The organism is Psychrobacter sp. P11G3 (assembly GCF_001435845.1).
Lineage (GTDB): Bacteria > Pseudomonadota > Gammaproteobacteria > Pseudomonadales > Moraxellaceae > Psychrobacter.
Genome location: NZ_CM003596.1, coordinates 274,131 through 293,320, shown reverse-complemented (window position 1 = coordinate 293,320; position 19,190 = coordinate 274,131). Strand labels below are relative to the sequence as shown.

Genomic DNA, 19,190 nt, shown 5'->3' with positions numbered 1-19,190 from the left:
ATTCAGAACTTATCTAAATTCAATAATTAAGTACAACACAGCTAAATAAGAGAAAAGTATGAAAGCATTGGTTAAAGCTCATGCCGAAAAAGGCATCTGGATGCAAGACATGCCTGAACCTACGGTCGGCATCAATGACGTTAAAATTAAAATTAAAAAAACTGCCATTTGTGGCACAGATTTGCACATTTATAAGTGGGATGAGTGGTCACAAAAGACTATAAATACGCCGATGATTATCGGACACGAATACGTCGGTGTCATTAGTGAAATGGGCGATGGCGTCAAGCATCTTGAAGTGGGTGATCGCGTCACAGGCGAAGGCCATATCGCTTGCGGGCATTGCCGTAACTGCCGCCGTGGTAAGCTGCATGTGTGCGAAAACACCATCGGTGTGGGCGTTGACCGCGATGGCGCGTTTGCCGAATATTTGGTGATACCTGCCGATAACGTCATCAAACTCGATGAGCGTATCAGCGATGAGATGGCCGCCATTATGGACCCTTTTGGCAACGCGACGCATACCGCTTTATCTTTTCCTGTACTGGGTGAAGATGTGCTGATTACGGGTGCAGGTCTGATCGGGTCAATGGCAACAGCGATTTGCCGCTTTGCTGGGGCACGTAATATCGTGGTCAGTGATATCAGCGATTATCGCTTAGAGCTTGCCAAAAAAATGGGCGCGACGATGACCATCAACCCAGCCAAAGGTGAAACCATCGAAGGCGCTATCGATACGTTAAAAATGCACGGCTTTGATATTGGGCTTGAGATGTCAGGCTCGCCTCAGGCCTTTGATTCGATGATTAGCAATATGTATAACGGCTCTAAAATTGCGCTCTTGGGTATTTTACCCAACACCACCACGGTGGATTGGAGCAAGATTATTTTTAAGGCGTTAACCTTAAAGGGTATATATGGGCGTGAGATGTGGGAGACGTGGTATCAGATGGAGCAAATGCTGATTAGCGGTATTGATTTGACACCAATCATTACCCATCGCATGCACATCGATGACTTTCAAGAAGGCTTTGATATCATGGAAAGTGGACAATGCGGTAAAGTGATTTTAAGCTGGGATTGATCGTGATGATTCAGCATTTGAAGAATCGTGGTTAGCTTTTACATTGTCACGACTTCTAAAACGGCACTGATTTCAGTGCCGTTTTTTATGTGGTAAAAATCATATGGGGGATAAACTATGGGCGACTCTGAAGCGGATAAACTTGAAAAATATTTGGAAGAAAAAGCTAAGCAAGCACAGGCAAAGGAGCAGAAACCTGAGCCGCTTTCTGCTTATGATGCTTGTGTGCTAAAGGAAAGTGCTAAGATTCATGAGTTGATAGCTGAGGCTAAAAAGCGTTCAGAGGATGAATAGTTGTTAACACCCTCTCTCGCTTACCTTTTACTCATAGTTGATGACCGCATCAGCAGGCATTTAATCTAAATGGCAGTTACACAGAATCTGGGATGGTCTTGAGTAAATTTATCTACTATAAGCTAATCTAAACATTAGTTGTAAAGTATGATATCTAAGTGCTAAGCTTCACTTTATCTAAAACTTACGATTTAAATCTAAACGCGGTATCACAATGAATTCAACTAAAAGCAGTGTACTACCTACTTTACTAGGGTTTCACTATCAGGTTTTACTTGGTATTGAAAAGTGTTTTGAGTTGAATGAAGGTCAGTCAATTTGGTTTGAAAGTGATGGTGATATAAGTATACGTGGTAATGCAGTAGAAAATAATGAACAAATAGAAAGTAAACATTATGATCAAACGGACTTTCTCACTGACGGTCATGCTAATTTCTGGAACACACTGAATAATTGGCTTAAAGATGATTTTGATCATACACAGTATGCTTTTTTAATTCTTCATACAACTCAGCCTACAGCAAAAACAAGCCAACTCAATGGTTGGAACTCCAAAAATCCTGATGAAAAACTAGGTATCATAAGAAGTATTTATGATAAGAGAACTAATGCCGAAAAAACAAAGAAAGATGCTAAAGGTGTTTTGAAGTTTCAGCAAACTATCTTTAGAGATTCTGATAGTGAAAGAATCAAAGATATATTAGGTAAGATGCTAATTAATGATAGTGCAGATGATATAGATAGTTTGAAACTGACATTGCTCCATAAACCACTGGGAATTCCTGACGATAATATAAATCAATACTTTGAAGGGATTGTTGGTTGGGTATATGAAAAGATGGATAAAGAGAGCTGGTGTATTAATTATTGTGACTTTAGAGAAGAAATTGAGGAATTAACTAGTAAATATTGTAGAGGAAAATTTACTTTCCCAGATTTTACTGGCGTATCAGCAACTGAAATTGATCTGATAAAATATAATGAGTCTCTTTTCGTTCAAAAAATAAAAAATATAGAACATGAAGGGCAAATTCCAGAAGCTGTTGGAAACTACGCTGAACTAACTAATTCACTATTAGAAGAACTGTCTTACTCACCTAAATATAAGGGAATAACTAAAAACTATAAGTCTAACTTAATAAACAGGTTTCGACGAACTCATCAAACAACATCTCTTAAGTACTCTCATCTACCTGAAAAAGTACGTGCTCAAATACTATACAACGATTTTATTGATGAAGCTCCAGAACAAATTCCTGGATGTGAAACAACTCCAAAACCATATAAAAATGGTCTGATTCATGACTCTATGGATGATGAGAATGATGATTTAAAATGGGAGATCAACTAAGTGGATATGATTGATGCTATTCACACTTACTACTACAACCCTTTCAAGTATGGAAGTCACATTATATCATTCTACAACTCATTGGAAGAAGTAGAGCAGAATATATTATTACTTCCCCTCATTATACCAATATGTGGTCATCCTGAACTGTCTAAAAAATTGGATACAGTGAGATTATCTGGCAAAAGTCGTTCAACTTTTTTTACCAAGTTCGATAATCCTAAAGAGTTTTATGACTTACAAGAGCGAATTGACGCCTTAAAAAGTTTATCTGCACAGAGCTTAAATTACTGCATAGTTAATGATTGGATGACTGTTGACAAATCTTCTTTAAAAATTATCGCTAACGGAAACCACGACAAAAAACAAATGTGTAAGCGAGCTACAAATTTAGGAAAGCTATTTAGTGGTCTATCCATTACTGAAATTTATAAAGGATTAAGGGTGAACCCATGAGGTCAATGATTTATGAAACGGGTGTAATAGATAATAGTGATAAGAAACATCCAGTTTACTTCAAAGCTGGACTAAATATTGTTACAGGGGCATCTTCAACAGGTAAAAGTGCGTTAATAGAGATATTCGACTACTGCTTAGGAAGCTCGGAAGATACTATTCCTGAAGGTGTAATTACTGACAACGCTAAAATCTATTATGTTTGTATGGGAATCTCGAACCAAATATATGTTTTCGGTAGAAAACCTAAGAGTAATCGAGTCTATACAAGAACAATTCAGGAATATAAAAAAAACGTAATTGATATAGATTTTTTTGAAGATAGGTTTGCTATCAGCAAATTTAAAGAGTACATGAGAAACGAGCTTTTAGATATAGATAGTATTGATGAGTCTACACAAGATACATTCTATAAAGGTCAAAGAGAGAGTCGTCCAACAATACGTAGCTATATGTCGTTCTTACTCCAACATCAAAATTTGATAGCGAATAAGCATGCTCTATTCTATCGATTCGATGAAAAAGAAAAGCGTGAACAAGTCATTAAGCATACTAACTTTTTTTTGGGATTTGTAAAGCAAGAATATTTTATACAAATGAAAAAGAAAGAATCGATCGAAATAGAAATAAGGAAACTCAAAAAAGAAAAAGAGATATTTAATTATTACAAGGAAAAACAAGAACTAGAGTTAGAGCCTGAACTGAAAAACATGTATGCACTAATGAGGTTTTCTAAAGACCCTATTAAGTTAAAAAGTATCATATCTAACCCTGTAGAAAGTAAAACTAGACTTCATGTTATATTGCACCCTGATAATTTCGACTCTTCTTCAGAAATATTTCATAAGCGTTACGTAGAGATTTCAGAATCTCATGCTGAAAAAGTTGTTGAACTAAACCGTGTAAGAAATAAAATTGTCTCTATCGAAAACTCGTTGAACCAAGAAGACAAATTACTCAACTCAGAGAAACTTGTTAATCAAGGTGCGATTGAAGTTTCCGATGCTGTTTGTCCTTTATGTGAGACTAAGCACAGTAAGTTACCTGAATCAGCTGGACAGCTCAAATCAGCTATTAAAAAGCTTAATCAAACCCTTAGAATGACAAAAGAAATGCGAGCCCCCTTTCAGACACTTCTAGCAGATACTGAAATACAGGCCGATAAACTTACTAAAGCAGTTAAAGAATTACAGGCTGAAAAGAGGGAACTTGAAAATATTGATGAAGTTGTTAAGGAAAGGAAAGATTTTTCTGAAGCAATATATAATCAAAAATATAAGTTGTTTAGTATTATTGATTCGCTTAACCCTGCTACTGATACAAAAATTGATTCGCAACTGATTAAACTTAAGAAAGAATTAAAAGATATAACTAGAGAGCTCAAGAGATACGATATTGATACTCTTATAAAAGAAGCTGAGAAAAAAATAAATAAATATATGTATGATATTGGCAATAAATTTGATTTTGAAGACACTTATAATCCAATAAATTTAAAATTTTCGTTGGAGAGCTTTGACTTGTATCATGACGATATTGACAAGGATAAAAGAATCTACTTGAGGTCAATGGGTAGTGGAGCTAACTGGTTATATACTCATTTGACGCTATTTCTTGCATTACATAAATATTTTGTCTCATTAGGTGAAGAATGCTTAATCCCATCTATACTGTTTTTGGATCAACCTACTCAAGTCTACTTTCCAAATTTTAGCCGTGATACAAATAAGGATTTTTCAAAAGAGGATATCAAATCTATCGAAGGATTGGGAGATAGTAAAATTGACGAAGATATGAAGTCTGTCACAAATATTTTCAATCAATTAAATAATTACTGTATTTCTTTAAATGATGAATTTGGATTCTCACCTCAAATAATAGTAACTGACCATGTAGATAATCTAACTCTTGAAAATGGTACCTTTGAGTCATTGGTAAATGGGAACAGATGGAGAGTTAAAAAACTTATTAACATTGATTAAAATCGACTCTATATCTAAAGTTAGACACTCATATCAGAAATGGCTTTTTATCTTTTAATTAGATATCTCTGTCCCTTAAAACTAGTATTTGATTAGTACATTATACCTGCATTGTATAGGCAGTTTAGCCCCGACTGTAGCGGTATCCTGATAGTTTGGGCAAGTTGCGGTAGCTAGGTTTTGGGGTGGCGACGCGAAGCAAGCGACGACCCAAACCATAGCCAGCGCCGCGCCTAGACTAGCAGATACAAGTGGCAGGCGGGAGATAGCTCCCCTACTCCTAAAAACATCCAAATCCCAAATACAAAAAAGGTGAGCCGAAGCACACCTTTTTACTTCAAAAACAGCTATCTAAAACTATAAGCAATTGCTAGAGGTTTGAGTAGCGAGGAAAACATGCGCAAGCACTACATGTCGTAGGCTCAGCAAGTTTGACGAAGCTAATCAAGCCTCTAGGTTTGCGACTAGCGCAACCAAGCTCGGGCATTACGGAACATACGCATCCACGCGCCGTCCTCGTCCCATTCTTCTGGTTTCCAGCTGTGGTTATACGCTTTTAGATTACGCTCAGGATGCGGCATCATGATCGTAACGCGACCGTCGGTGCTACATAGACCCGTAACCCCGCCGAGCGAACCGTTTGGATTGAGCGGATAGGTCTCGGTTGGATGACCTTGACTATCGACATAACGCATAGCGAGCTGACCGTGGTTTGCCATACCGTCGATCTCGGTATTGTCCAGCGTGGCATAGCCTTCACCATGCGCCACAGCGATTGGCAAGATACTGTCTTGCATGCCTTTGAACAGGATCGACTTGGTACGTTCAACTTTTACGTTGACCGTACGCGCTTCAAATCGAGCCGATTTGTTCGCGACGAAACGTGGGAAGTTTTCTGCACCTGGGATCAGATCTTTTAACTGCGCCATCATCTGACAGCCATTACAGACACCCAAGCTAAAGGTATCAGGACGGGCAAAGAAGCGCACAAACTGCATGCGTAGCTCGTCATGGAACAAGATAGAGTTCGCCCAGCCAGAGCCTGCGCCGAGTACGTCACCATAACTAAAGCCACCACACGCGACCAAACCATCGAAGTCACGTAGGTTGATACGACCGCTCAGTAGATCGCTCATGTGTACATCGACCGCTTCAAAGCCTGCTTGGGTAAAGCCTGCTGCCATTTCCGTCTGACCATTAACGCCTTGCTCACGGAGGATGGCGACTCTTGGTTGGCTGTTATTAGCATCAGCGCGGCTGTTTACATAAGGCGCTTCCACTTTTTGATTCAGATCAAAGTTTGGCGCAGCGATCAGACCTTTATGGCTCGCGTCGCTAATCAAGTCATACTCTTGCTGTACGCACGCTGGGTTATCACGGCGACGCGCGATTTGATAGCTGACCTGTGTCCACGCTTGCTGCAACTCAGTACGGCTAAAGCGTAAGGTATCGTCACCCATGTGCAAAGGCGTTTGGATTAATAGGCTATCTTCTTCAGAACTTTGACCAACGAGGCTGAGCATATCGCTGACGTTAAACTCTTCTGCCAATTGCATGAGAGCGGCGACGTTTTCTGGCAGTACTTGGATGACCGCACCCAGCTCTTCACTGAACAGCTGACCGAGTAAGTTATCATCATTTAATGACAGCTTGATACCTTGACGGCTAGTGAACTGCATCTCTGCGATAGTCGCTAGTAAACCACCATCACCGATATCGTGATAGGCGCTGATGACGCCTTGCGCATTACCTGCTTGGATAAAGTTAAAAAAGTCGATCAAGTCGCTTGGCTGCGCTAGATCTGGGCAGTCGTTACCCAATTGGCTGAGCGTTTGCGCAAGGATGGAGCCACCTAGACGTAGCTTGCCTTTAGACAAGTCAATACGGTAAAACGCACTGTCGCCATTGATTAGCTCAGGCGTTAGCGTTTTTGCCACGTCAACGACAGGCGCAAACGCCGTTACGACCAAGCTCATTGGTGACACAACTGACTTGTCTTGATTTTCGCCATTGTCGTTGTCAGTCCAGTTAGCACGCATCGATAGCGAGTCTTTACCGACTGGGATAGCAATACCCAGTGCTGGGCATAGCTCTTCGCCAACGGCATGGACAGCGTCGAACAATGCAGCATCTTCTACATCATCACCACACGCGGCCATCCAGTTCGCTGACATCGTGATATCAGACAACTGAGCGATACGCGCACCAGCGATGTTAGTAATCGCTTCACCGACTGCTAGGCGCGCAGAGGCTTTTGGACTGATAAGCGCAACAGGCGTACGCTCACCGACACTCATGGCTTCGCCAGTCATTGGCTGACCATCTAGCGCCACTAAGCCAGAAGCAGTCACCGCACAATCTGATACAGGCACTTGATAGCGACCGACATACTGATCACGCACGACCATACCCGTGATAGAACGGTCACCAATGCTAATCAAGAATGATTTGCTAGCGACAGTTGGGTGACGCAATACATCGGTAATTGACTCGGCTAGATTAACGTCATCAAGCTCTAATGCTGGTAACGTGCTCTCGGTACGCTCAAAGCTGCGTTGCATTTTTGGTGTACCGCCGAGCAGTACTTGCATCGGCATATCGACTGGTTGCTCGTCCAACAGCTCATCATCAACGATTAGCTGACGGATATCCGTCGCCTCGCCCAAGATAGCATATGGGCAGCGCTCACGGGCACAGATAGCATCGAACTGATCTTTACTCTCTGGGCGAATCGCCAGCACATAACGTTCTTGCGCTTCGTTTGACCAGATGGCCATTGGCGACATGCCAGCTTCTAATGATGGAATCTTACGCAAGTTCAGATGCGCGCCCATTTCATGATCATTGACCAGCTCTGGCATTGCATTAGACAGACCACCTGCCCCTACATCATGTAGTGAGACAATTGGGTTGCCGTCTTTACTGTTATTACTTACATCGACATCATCGCCCGACTCTTCATTACCAGCTAAGGCCCAGCAGCGATCAAGGACTTCTTGGCAACGACGCTCCATCTCAGCGTTATCGCGCTGAACTGAGGCAAAATCCAAACCTTCATCAAGGTCACCACTATCGACTGACGATGCGGCACCACCGCCCAGACCGATTTGCATCGCAGGGCCACCAAGGACGATGAGTAAATCGCCTTTTCGAATCGCATTTTTTTCAATCAGGTTGCGTTTGATATTGCCGTAACCACCTGCCAGCATGATTGGCTTATGATAGCCGCGCATCTCGCTACCGTCTTTTGCCGCAGAGGTATCTAGCTGAAAACTACGGAAGTAACCACATAGATTTGGTCGACCAAACTCGTTTGAGAAATTGGCTGAGCCTAATGGCGCTTCGGTCATGATCTCAAGGCTGGTTGCCATACGATCTGGCGTACCATAATCCTGCGTGCTTAATTGACCTGACTGCTCCCACTTTTCAGCTAGCTCTGGAATATGCAGATGTGACACGTGGAATCCTGTTAGACCCGCTTTTGGCTTACCGCCACGACCAGTCGCGCCTTCGTCACGAATCTCACCGCCAGCACCTGTTGCCGCACCCGAATACGGGGCAATCGCTGTTGGATGATTGTGCGTCTCGACCTTCATTAAGATATCGATGTTTTCTTGATGAAAGTCGTAAGGATGAATTGAATTGGTATCCATCGCGTCGGTTGGGATAGGATAAAAACGCATGCCATCAGACCCTGCCATGACCGCAGCATTGTCTTTATACGCTGACAAGATACCTTGTGGATTAGACTGGTAAGTGTTTTTAATCATTTGGAACAGTGACTTTGGCTGTATTTCGCCATCGACTGTCCACTGAGCATTAAAGATCTTATGACGGCAATGCTCTGAGTTTGCCTGTGCAAACATCATCAGCTCAACGTCAGTTGGGTTGCGTTTCAACTCATTGACATAGGCATTCATCAGATAATCAATATCTTCACTTGATAACGCAAAACCGAATTCTGTATTGGCAGACTCTAGTGCTGACTGACCTTTTCCGATCACGTCGATATGGTTCAATGAGGCTGGCGCTTGATCATCAAACAATTTACTGACATCGCTCAAGTCATAGACCAAGCTCTGAGTCATACGGTCAAACAATAACTGCTCGGCGTCTACTGGTAGTTTTTCGCCTGAGTCACCATCAACTGTCAACGTATAAACAACGACACGCTCAACACGATTAATCTCGATTTCACAGTTATTAAAGATATCTGTCGCTTTACTTGCCCATGGCGATATCGTACCAAAACGTGGCCCAACGATGACTTGTAATTGGTTGTCTTGCGGCGCATTTAGCGTTGCTGACTGGTCAACCGCCAGTAAATCTAGCGCTTTTTTATGTTCATCACCAGATAGCTCTCGTGATAGCACATACACTTGCTGTGTACTTATTTGACTGACATTTAGCTCGGTTTTTTGCTGAAACTGACTGATGAGTTGCTGCGTCTGAAAATCGGTAAGAAACGGTTGTCCGGCGATGGTCATCATAAAGGCATAATCCGTAAGATCAAGGCATCTCTGCCATGCTAAGTAAATGGTCTGGGTATTATAACAAGAAGACCTGTAATAAGCAGGTCTAAACCAAGATAAATTGCCGATAAGTTGCGTTCTATCGCGACTTACTATTTGTGGATCAATAAATTAAAAAAGTATCTTTTTAAATCGTTTTTGATTAATCCATCGAAAAATAGAACGCTCAAATCTACGCTGTCACAATTTTTACCTAACCTCCATATTCCTTACAAACACTCACATCGCATTACTGGGAACCTATATAAATGTAGGGTGACAACTCGGTATTCTAGTCTCAGTTGTTAAGGCGACGATGACGTTTAACTTTTGAACTTATTTAATGGTTAGACATTCTAGCCTAAAGAAAAATTACTATAAATAATCAACTGTTCAATTCGGCTAATTAAAACAACGCTATACAGGCCCAATTAAAACACTATAAAAAAGGAAATTTACTATGAGTAGACAAGACCATATCGATAAAGTACAAGAACTGGTAAAAGAAGTGAAATTTGCCATGATGACCACTCGTACTCATGAAGGCCATTTACATGCCTGCCCAATGACTACTAGCGAGACGAGCATTGGCGCAAAAGAGATTTGGTTCATTGGTGATAAAACAACTGAAACCATTAAAGATATTGAAAAAGACCCACAAGTGAACTTGGCTTATGTCAGTCAAGATTCAAAAGATTACGTCTCGATTAACGGTAAAGCGGAATTGGTCGAAGACCAAGAGAAGCTAGACGAGCTATGGTCGCCAATTTACAATGCATTTTATGAGCAAGGTAAAGAAGATCCAAACGTCCAGTTAATTAAAGTCGTTCCACATGGTGCAGAATACTGGCTAAGCGGTAGCTCAGTCGTCAACATGTTTAAGATGACTACTGCTGCGGTAATGGACGGTAAGAAAGCGACCAACTTAGGTGAAAACAACTCAGTGACACTATAAACTATCTGAATAATAAGTAATAAAAACAAAAACGCCAGTGGCTAATGCGACTGGCGTTTTTTATCGTCTAAGTTTTGAGCTGATTACTTTTGTCTGATGAAACTACCCGCTTTGCTTTAAATAAGGCCAAGCGGCTTTTAGGTAAATCATCATCGACCATAAAGTAAGTATCACAGCAGCGACCATTAATACATAACCGATGGTTTCAAGCGACTGCCAATTAAGCAGTAGTACGGTAATTGCTACCATCTGGAACGTAGTTTTTAATTTGCCAACATAGGATACTGCGACGCTAGTGCTTTTACCCAGCTCCGCCATCCACTCGCGTAATGCTGATACTGCGATCTCGCGCGAGATAATGACGATAGCCGCTATCGCCATAATGATATTGGGATGCCACTGTACCAGAACGATGAGCGCTACAGCTACCATTAACTTATCAGCAACAGGGTCCAAAAAGCGACCAAAGGCTGACATGACATTAAGTTTACGAGCAAAATAGCCATCGAGCCAATCGGTAATCGCAGCAATAATAAAGACGCCAGTCAATAACAAATGGCGTAATAAGCTATCGCTAAACTCGCTCATCCCAACGCGCGCAATGACATTATCTGAAATCGCAGGCATACCGATACCCATGGCTGGCGGCCAATAGGCAATCGCAACAAATAGCGGAATCATCAAGATACGCGCAATCGTAAGGTTGTTAGGCAAGTTAAAAATACTCTTGGTATTTTGCGAACTTGGCGGTTCTTCCTGCGTATGCAAATGCGTGCTGTCAGTCATGGCAAACCCAGTTTAATATGAACATAATAATGGCAGATAGCTTAGCATTTTTCGGACAAGGCGTCATGCCATCTCTGCAGCGATTAAGTTATCAAAGGTATTAAGATCGACTAGATGCTCTCTTATCGACATAACGTATTGAAATTATTGGAAGCCTTTATCAATGATTTCACCATAAACCTCCGCTACTTACTCTAAATATCAGTACTTCATACAACTCTTTGCGTCTTTTGAATTTTTACAACGTAATATACTGTAACCAAAACCGCCAGACAGCACTCAATTGCGCTATCATAGCGACTGTACCAGAACACTTGTACACTTAAATCAGTAAATATAAATAGCGAAGTAAATATCTCCACCTATTGTATCGATAATTACTACCCTTATAAATAACAGTAGAGAGCACCAATAATTACAACAACTCTTGACCACGGCCTGTGTAGCTAATACATGACCCGTTTTCCTCAGCCCACAGTACCTCCTCTGTGGGCCTTTTTTTGCTTACATTTTGCTAAAACCAAATATCGTTAAATGATGCAAAATAATGAGCACGGATTTTACGCTTGTTGCGTTTGCATGACTGCCTTAACAGTTTGCTGCGCCATCCGATAGCAGCTTTCTATATTACCTTTCGCACACCAGTCACCACTGACGATCCATTGCTTGGTTGCATCGATTAAGATGCCTAACTCTTCAGTATCCTGATTTACGATAGTAGCTGCATAGCGCCAACGATGACAGTCTGTTTGGCTAGGTGCGCTAGCTTCATTCCAATTTAATGCTCGTTTTGCCGCCTGTAATAATTGTTCTTCGACTAACTCTATGTCCTCATCGACATGGGCTTCTGACCAGTCATTACGTGCATGAATGGTGACACTTGGTAGTAGTTCACCATGAGCAGGTTTTTGATGCTCAATAAATATCCTATCGAGAATAGCGCTATTTAAATAAGCGACATCCCATTGCGGTGTTAGCTGGCCATTTAATGTCTCAGGTAGTTTTTGCACATCATCCCAACCAAGCATCAACGTATAGCAGGCTTGCATTTGAGGTTTAGTAATTTTGTCTTGTTGAGCAAAACCGCTATCCGCTATCAGCTCTACCGCCTGACCATTTGGCGCTGTACATATCACCCAATCAAACCAACCGAGACTGGCGCCAGTTTCGTCAAATAGCTCAGTTTGATTGCTGTTTGGATTGTAAGTTTGGTTCTGAGACTGCTGTGGGTTTTGACGGTGCAAATACTGAGTGAGCGGTGCGACACGGGTCTTAAATACTATGGTCGTATGCTTGAGCGCGGCGGCCAATTCACGGCCCCAACTGGTCATTTTCGGTGTGCTGATATAGCGTGCATGCACCGCGTCCCATTGCTCTTTGCTTTGGATATTAGGCGACTGCTCATTGTCACTTGCAGGCGTTAACTCAACCACTTCAGCACACCACGGCTGTAGCAACCCTGTATCTAACCAAGGCGCGATAAACTGTTGAAAGTCAGCAGTTTTCGCAGTAAAAAACTGCGCACCGAACGACCATTGCCAGTTTTTACCAGTCTCACTATCGCTGCGATAGCGGGTCGCTAAACGGCCTACACTACGTGATTTTTCAAAGATAGTGATTTGCGGGGTGTTAGATGACGAGCTTGATTGGTTTGACGCACGCTCTAATAGTGTTGCGGTAAGCAATCCCGTTAGGCCACCACCGATGATGGCGATTTTTGGGGCAGATAGAACAGTTGAGCACGAAGCATGATCAGTCATAATGACAGTGGACCTTATAAAGTATTTATGAGTCGCTACTATATTAATTAGTTAGCCTAGTAAGTACCGAGTGGCTCGTCAATCAATCCTCAATTAAAATGGTAGCGATATTATCCTGTTAGTATTATTGAACCTTCAAAATGACTCAATATCAATATCGTCTACGTAAAAAAGCCATGCTATTCTCGATAACATGGCTTTTATTTAACTTTGATATATGAATATTAATGGCTAGTATTGAATAACTATCCTTAATACTGCAGGTTCGTTATCAGACTGAACTACTCTCCACGACCTGCTTTGACTTCTTCAACCAAGTCATTAATTACTGAGCTATCAGCAAGCGTAGACAGGTCGCCCAGTCCCACATATTGCCCTGCTGCAAGGTTACGCAAGATACGGCGCATGATTTTTCCTGAGCGCGTTTTTGGTAGTGCATCGACCATATAGATGGCATCTAAAGTCGCAATTGGTCCAATCTCGGCACGCACATGACGTTTTAGTTCTGCTTTTAGATCGTCGGTCTTTTCTTCACCTGACTTTAGAATGATAAATGCACAGATACCTGTACCGCGTATCTCATGCGGCATACCGACGATCGCAGCTTCAGCAGTTGCAGGATGCGCAACCACGGCGCTTTCAATCTCTGCTGTGCCCAAGCGATGCCCTGCCACGTTGAGTACATCGTCGACACGACCGGTAATCCAGTAATGCCCATCTTCATCACGTTGAGCGCCATCACCCGTGAAATAATGACCTGGATAATCGCTAAAGTAAGTCTTTAAGAAACGTGGATGGTCATTGTAGATAGTACGCATTTGCCCTGGCCAACCGCTACTGATCACCAAGTTACCTTCTGCGGGGCCTTCTAAAATCGCACCATCGCTATCAACGATTTCTGGTTTGACGCCGTATAGTGGTGTCATTGCCGCGCCTGGTTTGAGATCGACCGTGCCTGGTATTGGCGCCATTAAGATGCCACCAGTCTCGGTCTGCCACCATGTATCGACGATAGGACATTTACCATCACCAACGACATTGTAGTACCAGTCCCACGCTTCTGGGTTGATCGGCTCACCGACCGACCCTAGCAGACGCAAACTAGAACGATCCGACTCTCGAACAAAGGCATCGCCCTCTTTCATCATCGCACGAATGGCTGTTGGGGCGGTATATAGGATAGTCACGTCATGCTTATCGATAATATGACCAATACGTGCCCATGTTGGATGTTCTGGCACACCTTCGAACATTACCGTTGTCGTGCCATTGGCCAGTGGTGCATAGGTTGAATACGTGTGACCGGTAATCCAGCCCACATCTGCCGTACACCAGTAGACGTCATCTTCTTTAATATCGAAAACATCACGGAACGTTGAGATAGCATAGGTGATATAGCCGCCTGTAGTATGCACTACACCTTTTGGCTTACCAGTAGAGCCAGAGGTATATAATAAGAATAGCGGGTCTTCGGCATTCATGACTTCAGGCTCGCAGATCTCTGATTGACCATCGACCAAATTGTGATACCACACATCACGGCGGCCACTCATCGGTATAGAGTTACCTGTACGATGAACGACGATGACTTTTTCGACACTCTCAGTGCCATCCATGTCGAGTGCGTGATCGACATTAGCTTTGAGCGGTGTGTGCTTGCCGCCGCGTAAACCTTCGTCAGCGGTAATAACAACTTTTGAGCGACTGTCTATCAAGCGATTACCCAGACTCTCGGCAGAAAAACCACCAAACACCACTGAATGCACCGCACCGATACGCGCACATGCCAGCATCGCTACCATAGCTTCCGGTATCATCGGCATATATAGCGTTACGCGATCACCTTTTACAACGCCAAGCTTGCGCAATGAATTACCCAAGCGGCAGACAGCTTCATGTAGCTCTTTAAAAGAAATGATTTTGTGCAGTGAAGGGTGATCACCCTCCCATATGATAGCAGGCTTATATGGGTTTTCTTCGAGATGACGATCAAGACAGTTGACTGAGATATTTAGCTCACCATCTTCAAACCATTTGATGCGAAAATCATCTAAGTCATAATTGACGTTACTGACTTTGGTTGGTTTTTTTATCCAGTCGATTAGCTCAGCACGCTTCGCCCAAAAAGCATCAATTGCTTCGGGTGATTCGATAGATTGCTGGTAGTCTGTAAGGTACTTATCAGGTGTGGTATTGGCAGCAGCCATAAACTCGGCTGAGATGGGAAATAATTTCTGAGTCATAGTGTTGGGTCCCTTTTAATTATTATGACCTACACGGATAAACGTCTATGACGCGCCCCATGTAAGCGATAAGAGTCATCTTCCATAATGTGTGACACTCATCGTTAGTTTGACAAATAAGCGTGACGGTTGCAAGACATCAAAAGCCAAACATAACAATTTCACTGTACATCTGTATGTTTAGGCACAAATAATCTAGTCGCTATAAGCTAAATTAACTCAGCATTCTAGTCAATTTTTATTGTCTATAGCTTATGGCTTATTTTGTATTGAGAAGGGTTTTGGACTTATAAATAATCCTACAATAGTTAACATATAAAATGAAATTATTACCAAGCCCGAAGCGTATAAACGACACAAGCCATACTTATGTATGGCTTGCTGCTATCGAAAGCTCCCTAAACATCTAGGATGTATTATTTAAGCTGCGTCACCGTTTTCCACTGACCATTTTGTACTTGCGATAAATAGATATCATTAATCGCGACATGGCTCTCAGGCGTGATAGCAACTGTAGATCCTGTGACGCCATCGACAAAACTGACAGTCTCTAGACCCTTGTTGAAAGTGTCGGCATTTAAGTCAGGACCTGCTGCAGTTAGACCATCAACGGTTACTTTAGCGGCAAGATAACCAAGAATAGCACCTGCTGATACTTCCTCTCCTGTGGCTTTTTCGAACTTCTCAACCCAAGCTTTAGTCTCAGGTTCATTCGCTCTTAGTGCCAAATCATTATAGTACGACACAGAGTATAGACCTTCACTAGCGCCCCCTGGTGCCGCTGCAACTGCAGGATGGAAACCAGTTACAGGAGCGATAAATTTCACATCACTCCAGCCCATAGCATTTGCTGTACCGACCGCTGTGATAGCGCCTCGGATGGTTAGAGATAAGGCAATAAGCTCACATTTAGCATCTTTTAACTTGGCCATTGCCCCAGCAAAATCTGTTTCATCAGGACGATGGGAGCTGGACTGAACTAAAGTGACGTTAGGATTGTTATCGCTGATATCCTTAGCCGCCTCATTGGTCTCTTCACCATAGTCTGATGGGATATACATGACACATAAATTGCTAACTTTGTTTTCGGCAATAAGATACTCCATACCTAGCTTTATTGAATCATAATAGGTACTACCAGCGGTATAACGACGATTGAAATCCCCTTCCTCTTGCATGGCTCGCGCAAAAGTGAGCGGCATAATACTAGGAACATTGGCGCGATCCATAATAGGGAAGCTCGCTAAGTTGTGCGGTGTGCCTAGCGACATCAGCATGGCAAACACTTTATCGCGGCTGACCAGTTTGTTCGCAGACTGTACGGCCTTTGGTACTTGATAAGAATGGTCCTCGACGATGTAACGAATCTTTCGACCATTGACCCCACCTGCCGCATTCACCTCATCAAAATACATATTGGCTGCGGCGACTGCAGGATTACCAAATCCAGCGAACGGCCCAGATAAATCATTCGCACCGCCTAAGATAATTTCAGTATCGGTCACACCTTGTACTGGCATATCGCTTGTAGAAGTAGATGTAGCAGCCTCAGTATCAGTGCCCGTCGCTGCGGTCGTTTCTGGATCACTACACCCTACTAGACCCATCGTACCGACTGTGAGTGCTAGTAGCGTGGTCTTGAATGTCCATTTCATTGCCTTTCTCCTTGCGACTCCGTCGCTGTTAGTTTAATGCTCTTGAGATTAATACTTTTGAGGTTGAGACGATTTCAAAAAAGCTGAACGGTGCTAAACTAAACTATATTAAAGAGCTAGATCAGTACATAGAGTCGATGAGAGCATGATGCTTTTTCTCAACCAAGTTTCTTTTCAATTTCATCGTCGCGGTCAATTCATCATCTTCAGGACTGAGCAGCACATCTATAAGCCTGAATTGCTTTATGGTTTCTACCTGAGCTAGGGTTTCGTTAGCAGACTGTACGACGTCATCTATCAAGGCGATGACTTCTGGCGCATGACACAACGAGCGAAAATCAGAAAACATCACTTGATTGTCTTGCGCATACTTTTCGACGTTTTCTTGGTCTATCATGATCAGACAAGTCAAATACTTCCGCTTATCACCAATGACGACCGCATCTGAGATATAAGGTGAGAATTTAAGTTTGCTTTCAATCGCAACTGGTGTGACGTTTTTGCCGCCTGCGGTGATGATAATGTCCTTGATACGACCTGTGATAAATATATAACCGTCTCTTATCTCGCCGACATCACCCGTATGTAGCCAGCCATCACGTAAGTCCTCAGCCGTTTTTTCTGGCTTGTTCCAATAGCCTGCGAATACGTTAGCCCCTTTTACGAGTATCTCCCCATTGTCGGCGATACGGACTTCAGAGTCTGGTAGTGCCTTGCCTACACTGCCAGCCATCTGTGCTTCAGGCGTATTGACCGATATCACGCCCGCACTTTCGGTCATGCCATAGCCTTCATAGATAGGTACGCCTATCGCATGAAACCAGCGGATAATATCTAGCGATATGGGCGCAGCACCAGTAGTGGCACGGCGAATATTACTCATGCCTATAAGGTCACGAATTTTGTATAGCACCAGTCTGTTCCAAAACTCGTAACGCAGTCGCTGACCTGTCGTAGGAGTATTGCCTGCCATCACGATATCAGCATAGTCATGACCTGCTTTAATGGCCTGATCAAATGCCCAGCCATTGAGTGCACTGGCGTCGCTACGCATGTTACTGATGGAGGCGTACATTTTTTCCCATAGTCTGGGCACAGCGGTAAAAGTATCAGGTGAGACTTCTTTCATATTCTCAAATACCGTCTCTGTACTCTCAGCAAAGTTGACGATACAACCTCGATGGATAGGCAAATCCACTGACGTTAAACGTTCGAGTACATGACATAAGGGCAGAAAGCAGAGCTGCTCATCAGTAGGTAAAATAGGAAGGATATCAATGCTTGTTTTTAGCTCAAAGAGGACATTGGCGTGCGTTAAAATCGCGCCTTTTGGGTTACCTGTCGTGCCAGAGGTATAGATTAAAGTACGTATGTCATTAGGTGTGCCTTGATCGATATAATCGTTAAAGCGCTCTCTTGCGTTATCAACACTTCGACCAATCGTATATAGCTCATCGAGGAAGACAACCTGATCATCTTCTAGGCTACGCAAGCCTTTACGGTCAAGGACAATTACCTTTTTAACATGAGGTGTCTGCTCACGAATCTCTAAAAACTTATGTAATTGCTCATCATTTTCTACAATCAGAAACTTAGAATGGCTGTCATTTAGGATATAAGCAAGCTGCTCAGGACTGTCTGTCGTATAGACACCGTTGGGTATTCCGCCTACGCCGCAGACACCCATATCAAAATAAAGCCATTCTTTATTGTCTTCACTCAAGATAGAGACGGTATCGCCTTTGCTCAGACCAAGCTCGACGAGAGCCATACCGATATCGCAGCTATGATGATAATAGTCTAGCCAACTATAACTCTGCCAAATACCAAAGCTCTTTTCGCGATGCGCAATCCTGTCGCCTCGGCTCAAGCAAACCTGTCGCCAAAGTTTGCTTAACGTATCGCACCCTTCTAGGATTTGAGGTGCATGATCGAAAGGCGCATTGTGTATCTTTTGACCCGTATCGTAATCATAATTTTTAGCATGGTTTTCAGAGCGATCGTGAGACGATACTGGCGCAGCAGATGTTACTTTCATGTCTGCCACATCCGCAGGCGAAAGTGAAGTATTGTTTTCAGTATTAACATCAATATCAATGGAGGTCGTCATGAT

General features: G+C 42.8%; 12 protein-coding genes. 6 read left to right on the top strand and 6 right to left on the bottom strand.

What is annotated here, in order from left to right; genetic code table 11:
• Positions 1-58: 58 nt before the first annotated feature.
• The 5 genes from tdh to AK824_RS01200 all read left to right on the top strand — a co-directional run bounded on the left by tdh (position 59) and on the right by AK824_RS01200 (position 5,167).
• The gene (gene tdh, locus AK824_RS01215; RefSeq protein WP_057758100.1) at positions 59-1,084 is read left to right on the top strand and encodes an L-threonine 3-dehydrogenase; all 1,026 of its coding nucleotides are present in this window, start codon (positions 59-61) and stop codon (positions 1,082-1,084) included.
• Between the two features lie 117 nt (positions 1,085-1,201).
• On the top strand, positions 1,202-1,378 hold the full coding sequence (locus AK824_RS13485; RefSeq protein WP_156410671.1) for a hypothetical protein: 177 nt from the start codon (positions 1,202-1,204) through the stop codon (positions 1,376-1,378).
• 214 nt (positions 1,379-1,592) lie between these two features.
• Positions 1,593-2,729 carry a hypothetical protein gene (locus AK824_RS01210; protein WP_057758098.1) on the top strand — a complete coding sequence of 379 codons (1,137 nt, stop codon included), beginning with the start codon at positions 1,593-1,595 and terminating at the stop codon, positions 2,727-2,729.
• Positions 2,730-2,735: 6 nt separating this feature from the next.
• Positions 2,736-3,185, top strand: coding sequence for a three component ABC system middle component (locus AK824_RS01205; RefSeq protein ID WP_227511222.1), 450 nt, complete (start codon positions 2,736-2,738; stop codon positions 3,183-3,185).
• On the top strand, positions 3,182-5,167 hold the full coding sequence (locus AK824_RS01200; RefSeq protein WP_057758094.1) for a DUF3732 domain-containing protein: 1,986 nt from the start codon (positions 3,182-3,184) through the stop codon (positions 5,165-5,167). Before AK824_RS01205 ends, AK824_RS01200 begins: the two co-directional genes overlap by 4 nt.
• A 464-nt stretch (positions 5,168-5,631) precedes the next feature.
• Here AK824_RS01200 and purL read toward each other — a convergent pair whose 3' ends face one another.
• The gene (gene purL / locus AK824_RS01195; RefSeq protein ID WP_057758092.1) at positions 5,632-9,657 is read right to left on the bottom strand and encodes a phosphoribosylformylglycinamidine synthase; all 4,026 of its coding nucleotides are present in this window, start codon (positions 9,655-9,657) and stop codon (positions 5,632-5,634) included.
• A 481-nt stretch (positions 9,658-10,138) separates the two neighbouring features.
• Between purL and AK824_RS01190 the strand changes: the two genes are divergently transcribed.
• Positions 10,139-10,633 carry a pyridoxamine 5'-phosphate oxidase family protein gene (locus AK824_RS01190; protein ID WP_057758090.1) on the top strand — a complete coding sequence of 165 codons (495 nt, stop codon included), beginning with the start codon at positions 10,139-10,141 and terminating at the stop codon, positions 10,631-10,633.
• Between the two features lie 102 nt (positions 10,634-10,735).
• Here AK824_RS01190 and pgsA read toward each other — a convergent pair whose 3' ends face one another.
• The 5 genes from pgsA to AK824_RS01165 all read right to left on the bottom strand — a co-directional run bounded on the left by pgsA (position 10,736) and on the right by AK824_RS01165 (position 19,187).
• On the bottom strand, positions 10,736-11,419 hold the full coding sequence (gene pgsA, locus AK824_RS01185; protein WP_057758088.1) for a CDP-diacylglycerol--glycerol-3-phosphate 3-phosphatidyltransferase: 684 nt from the start codon (positions 11,417-11,419) through the stop codon (positions 10,736-10,738).
• Between the two features lie 560 nt (positions 11,420-11,979).
• The gene (locus AK824_RS01180) at positions 11,980-13,179 is read right to left on the bottom strand and encodes an NAD(P)/FAD-dependent oxidoreductase (RefSeq protein ID WP_057758086.1); all 1,200 of its coding nucleotides are present in this window, start codon (positions 13,177-13,179) and stop codon (positions 11,980-11,982) included.
• 281 nt (positions 13,180-13,460) lie between these two features.
• Positions 13,461-15,422 carry an acetate--CoA ligase gene (acs, locus tag AK824_RS01175; protein WP_057758084.1) on the bottom strand — a complete coding sequence of 654 codons (1,962 nt, stop codon included), beginning with the start codon at positions 15,420-15,422 and terminating at the stop codon, positions 13,461-13,463.
• Positions 15,423-15,838: 416 nt separating this feature from the next.
• Positions 15,839-17,077 carry an ABC transporter substrate-binding protein gene (locus tag AK824_RS01170; protein ID WP_057758082.1) on the bottom strand — a complete coding sequence of 413 codons (1,239 nt, stop codon included), beginning with the start codon at positions 17,075-17,077 and terminating at the stop codon, positions 15,839-15,841.
• Between the two features lie 121 nt (positions 17,078-17,198).
• Entirely contained in the window at positions 17,199-19,187 is a 1,989-nt protein-coding gene (locus tag AK824_RS01165; protein WP_082624530.1) for an AMP-dependent synthetase/ligase, read from the bottom strand.
• Positions 19,188-19,190: the final 3 nt, after the last annotated feature.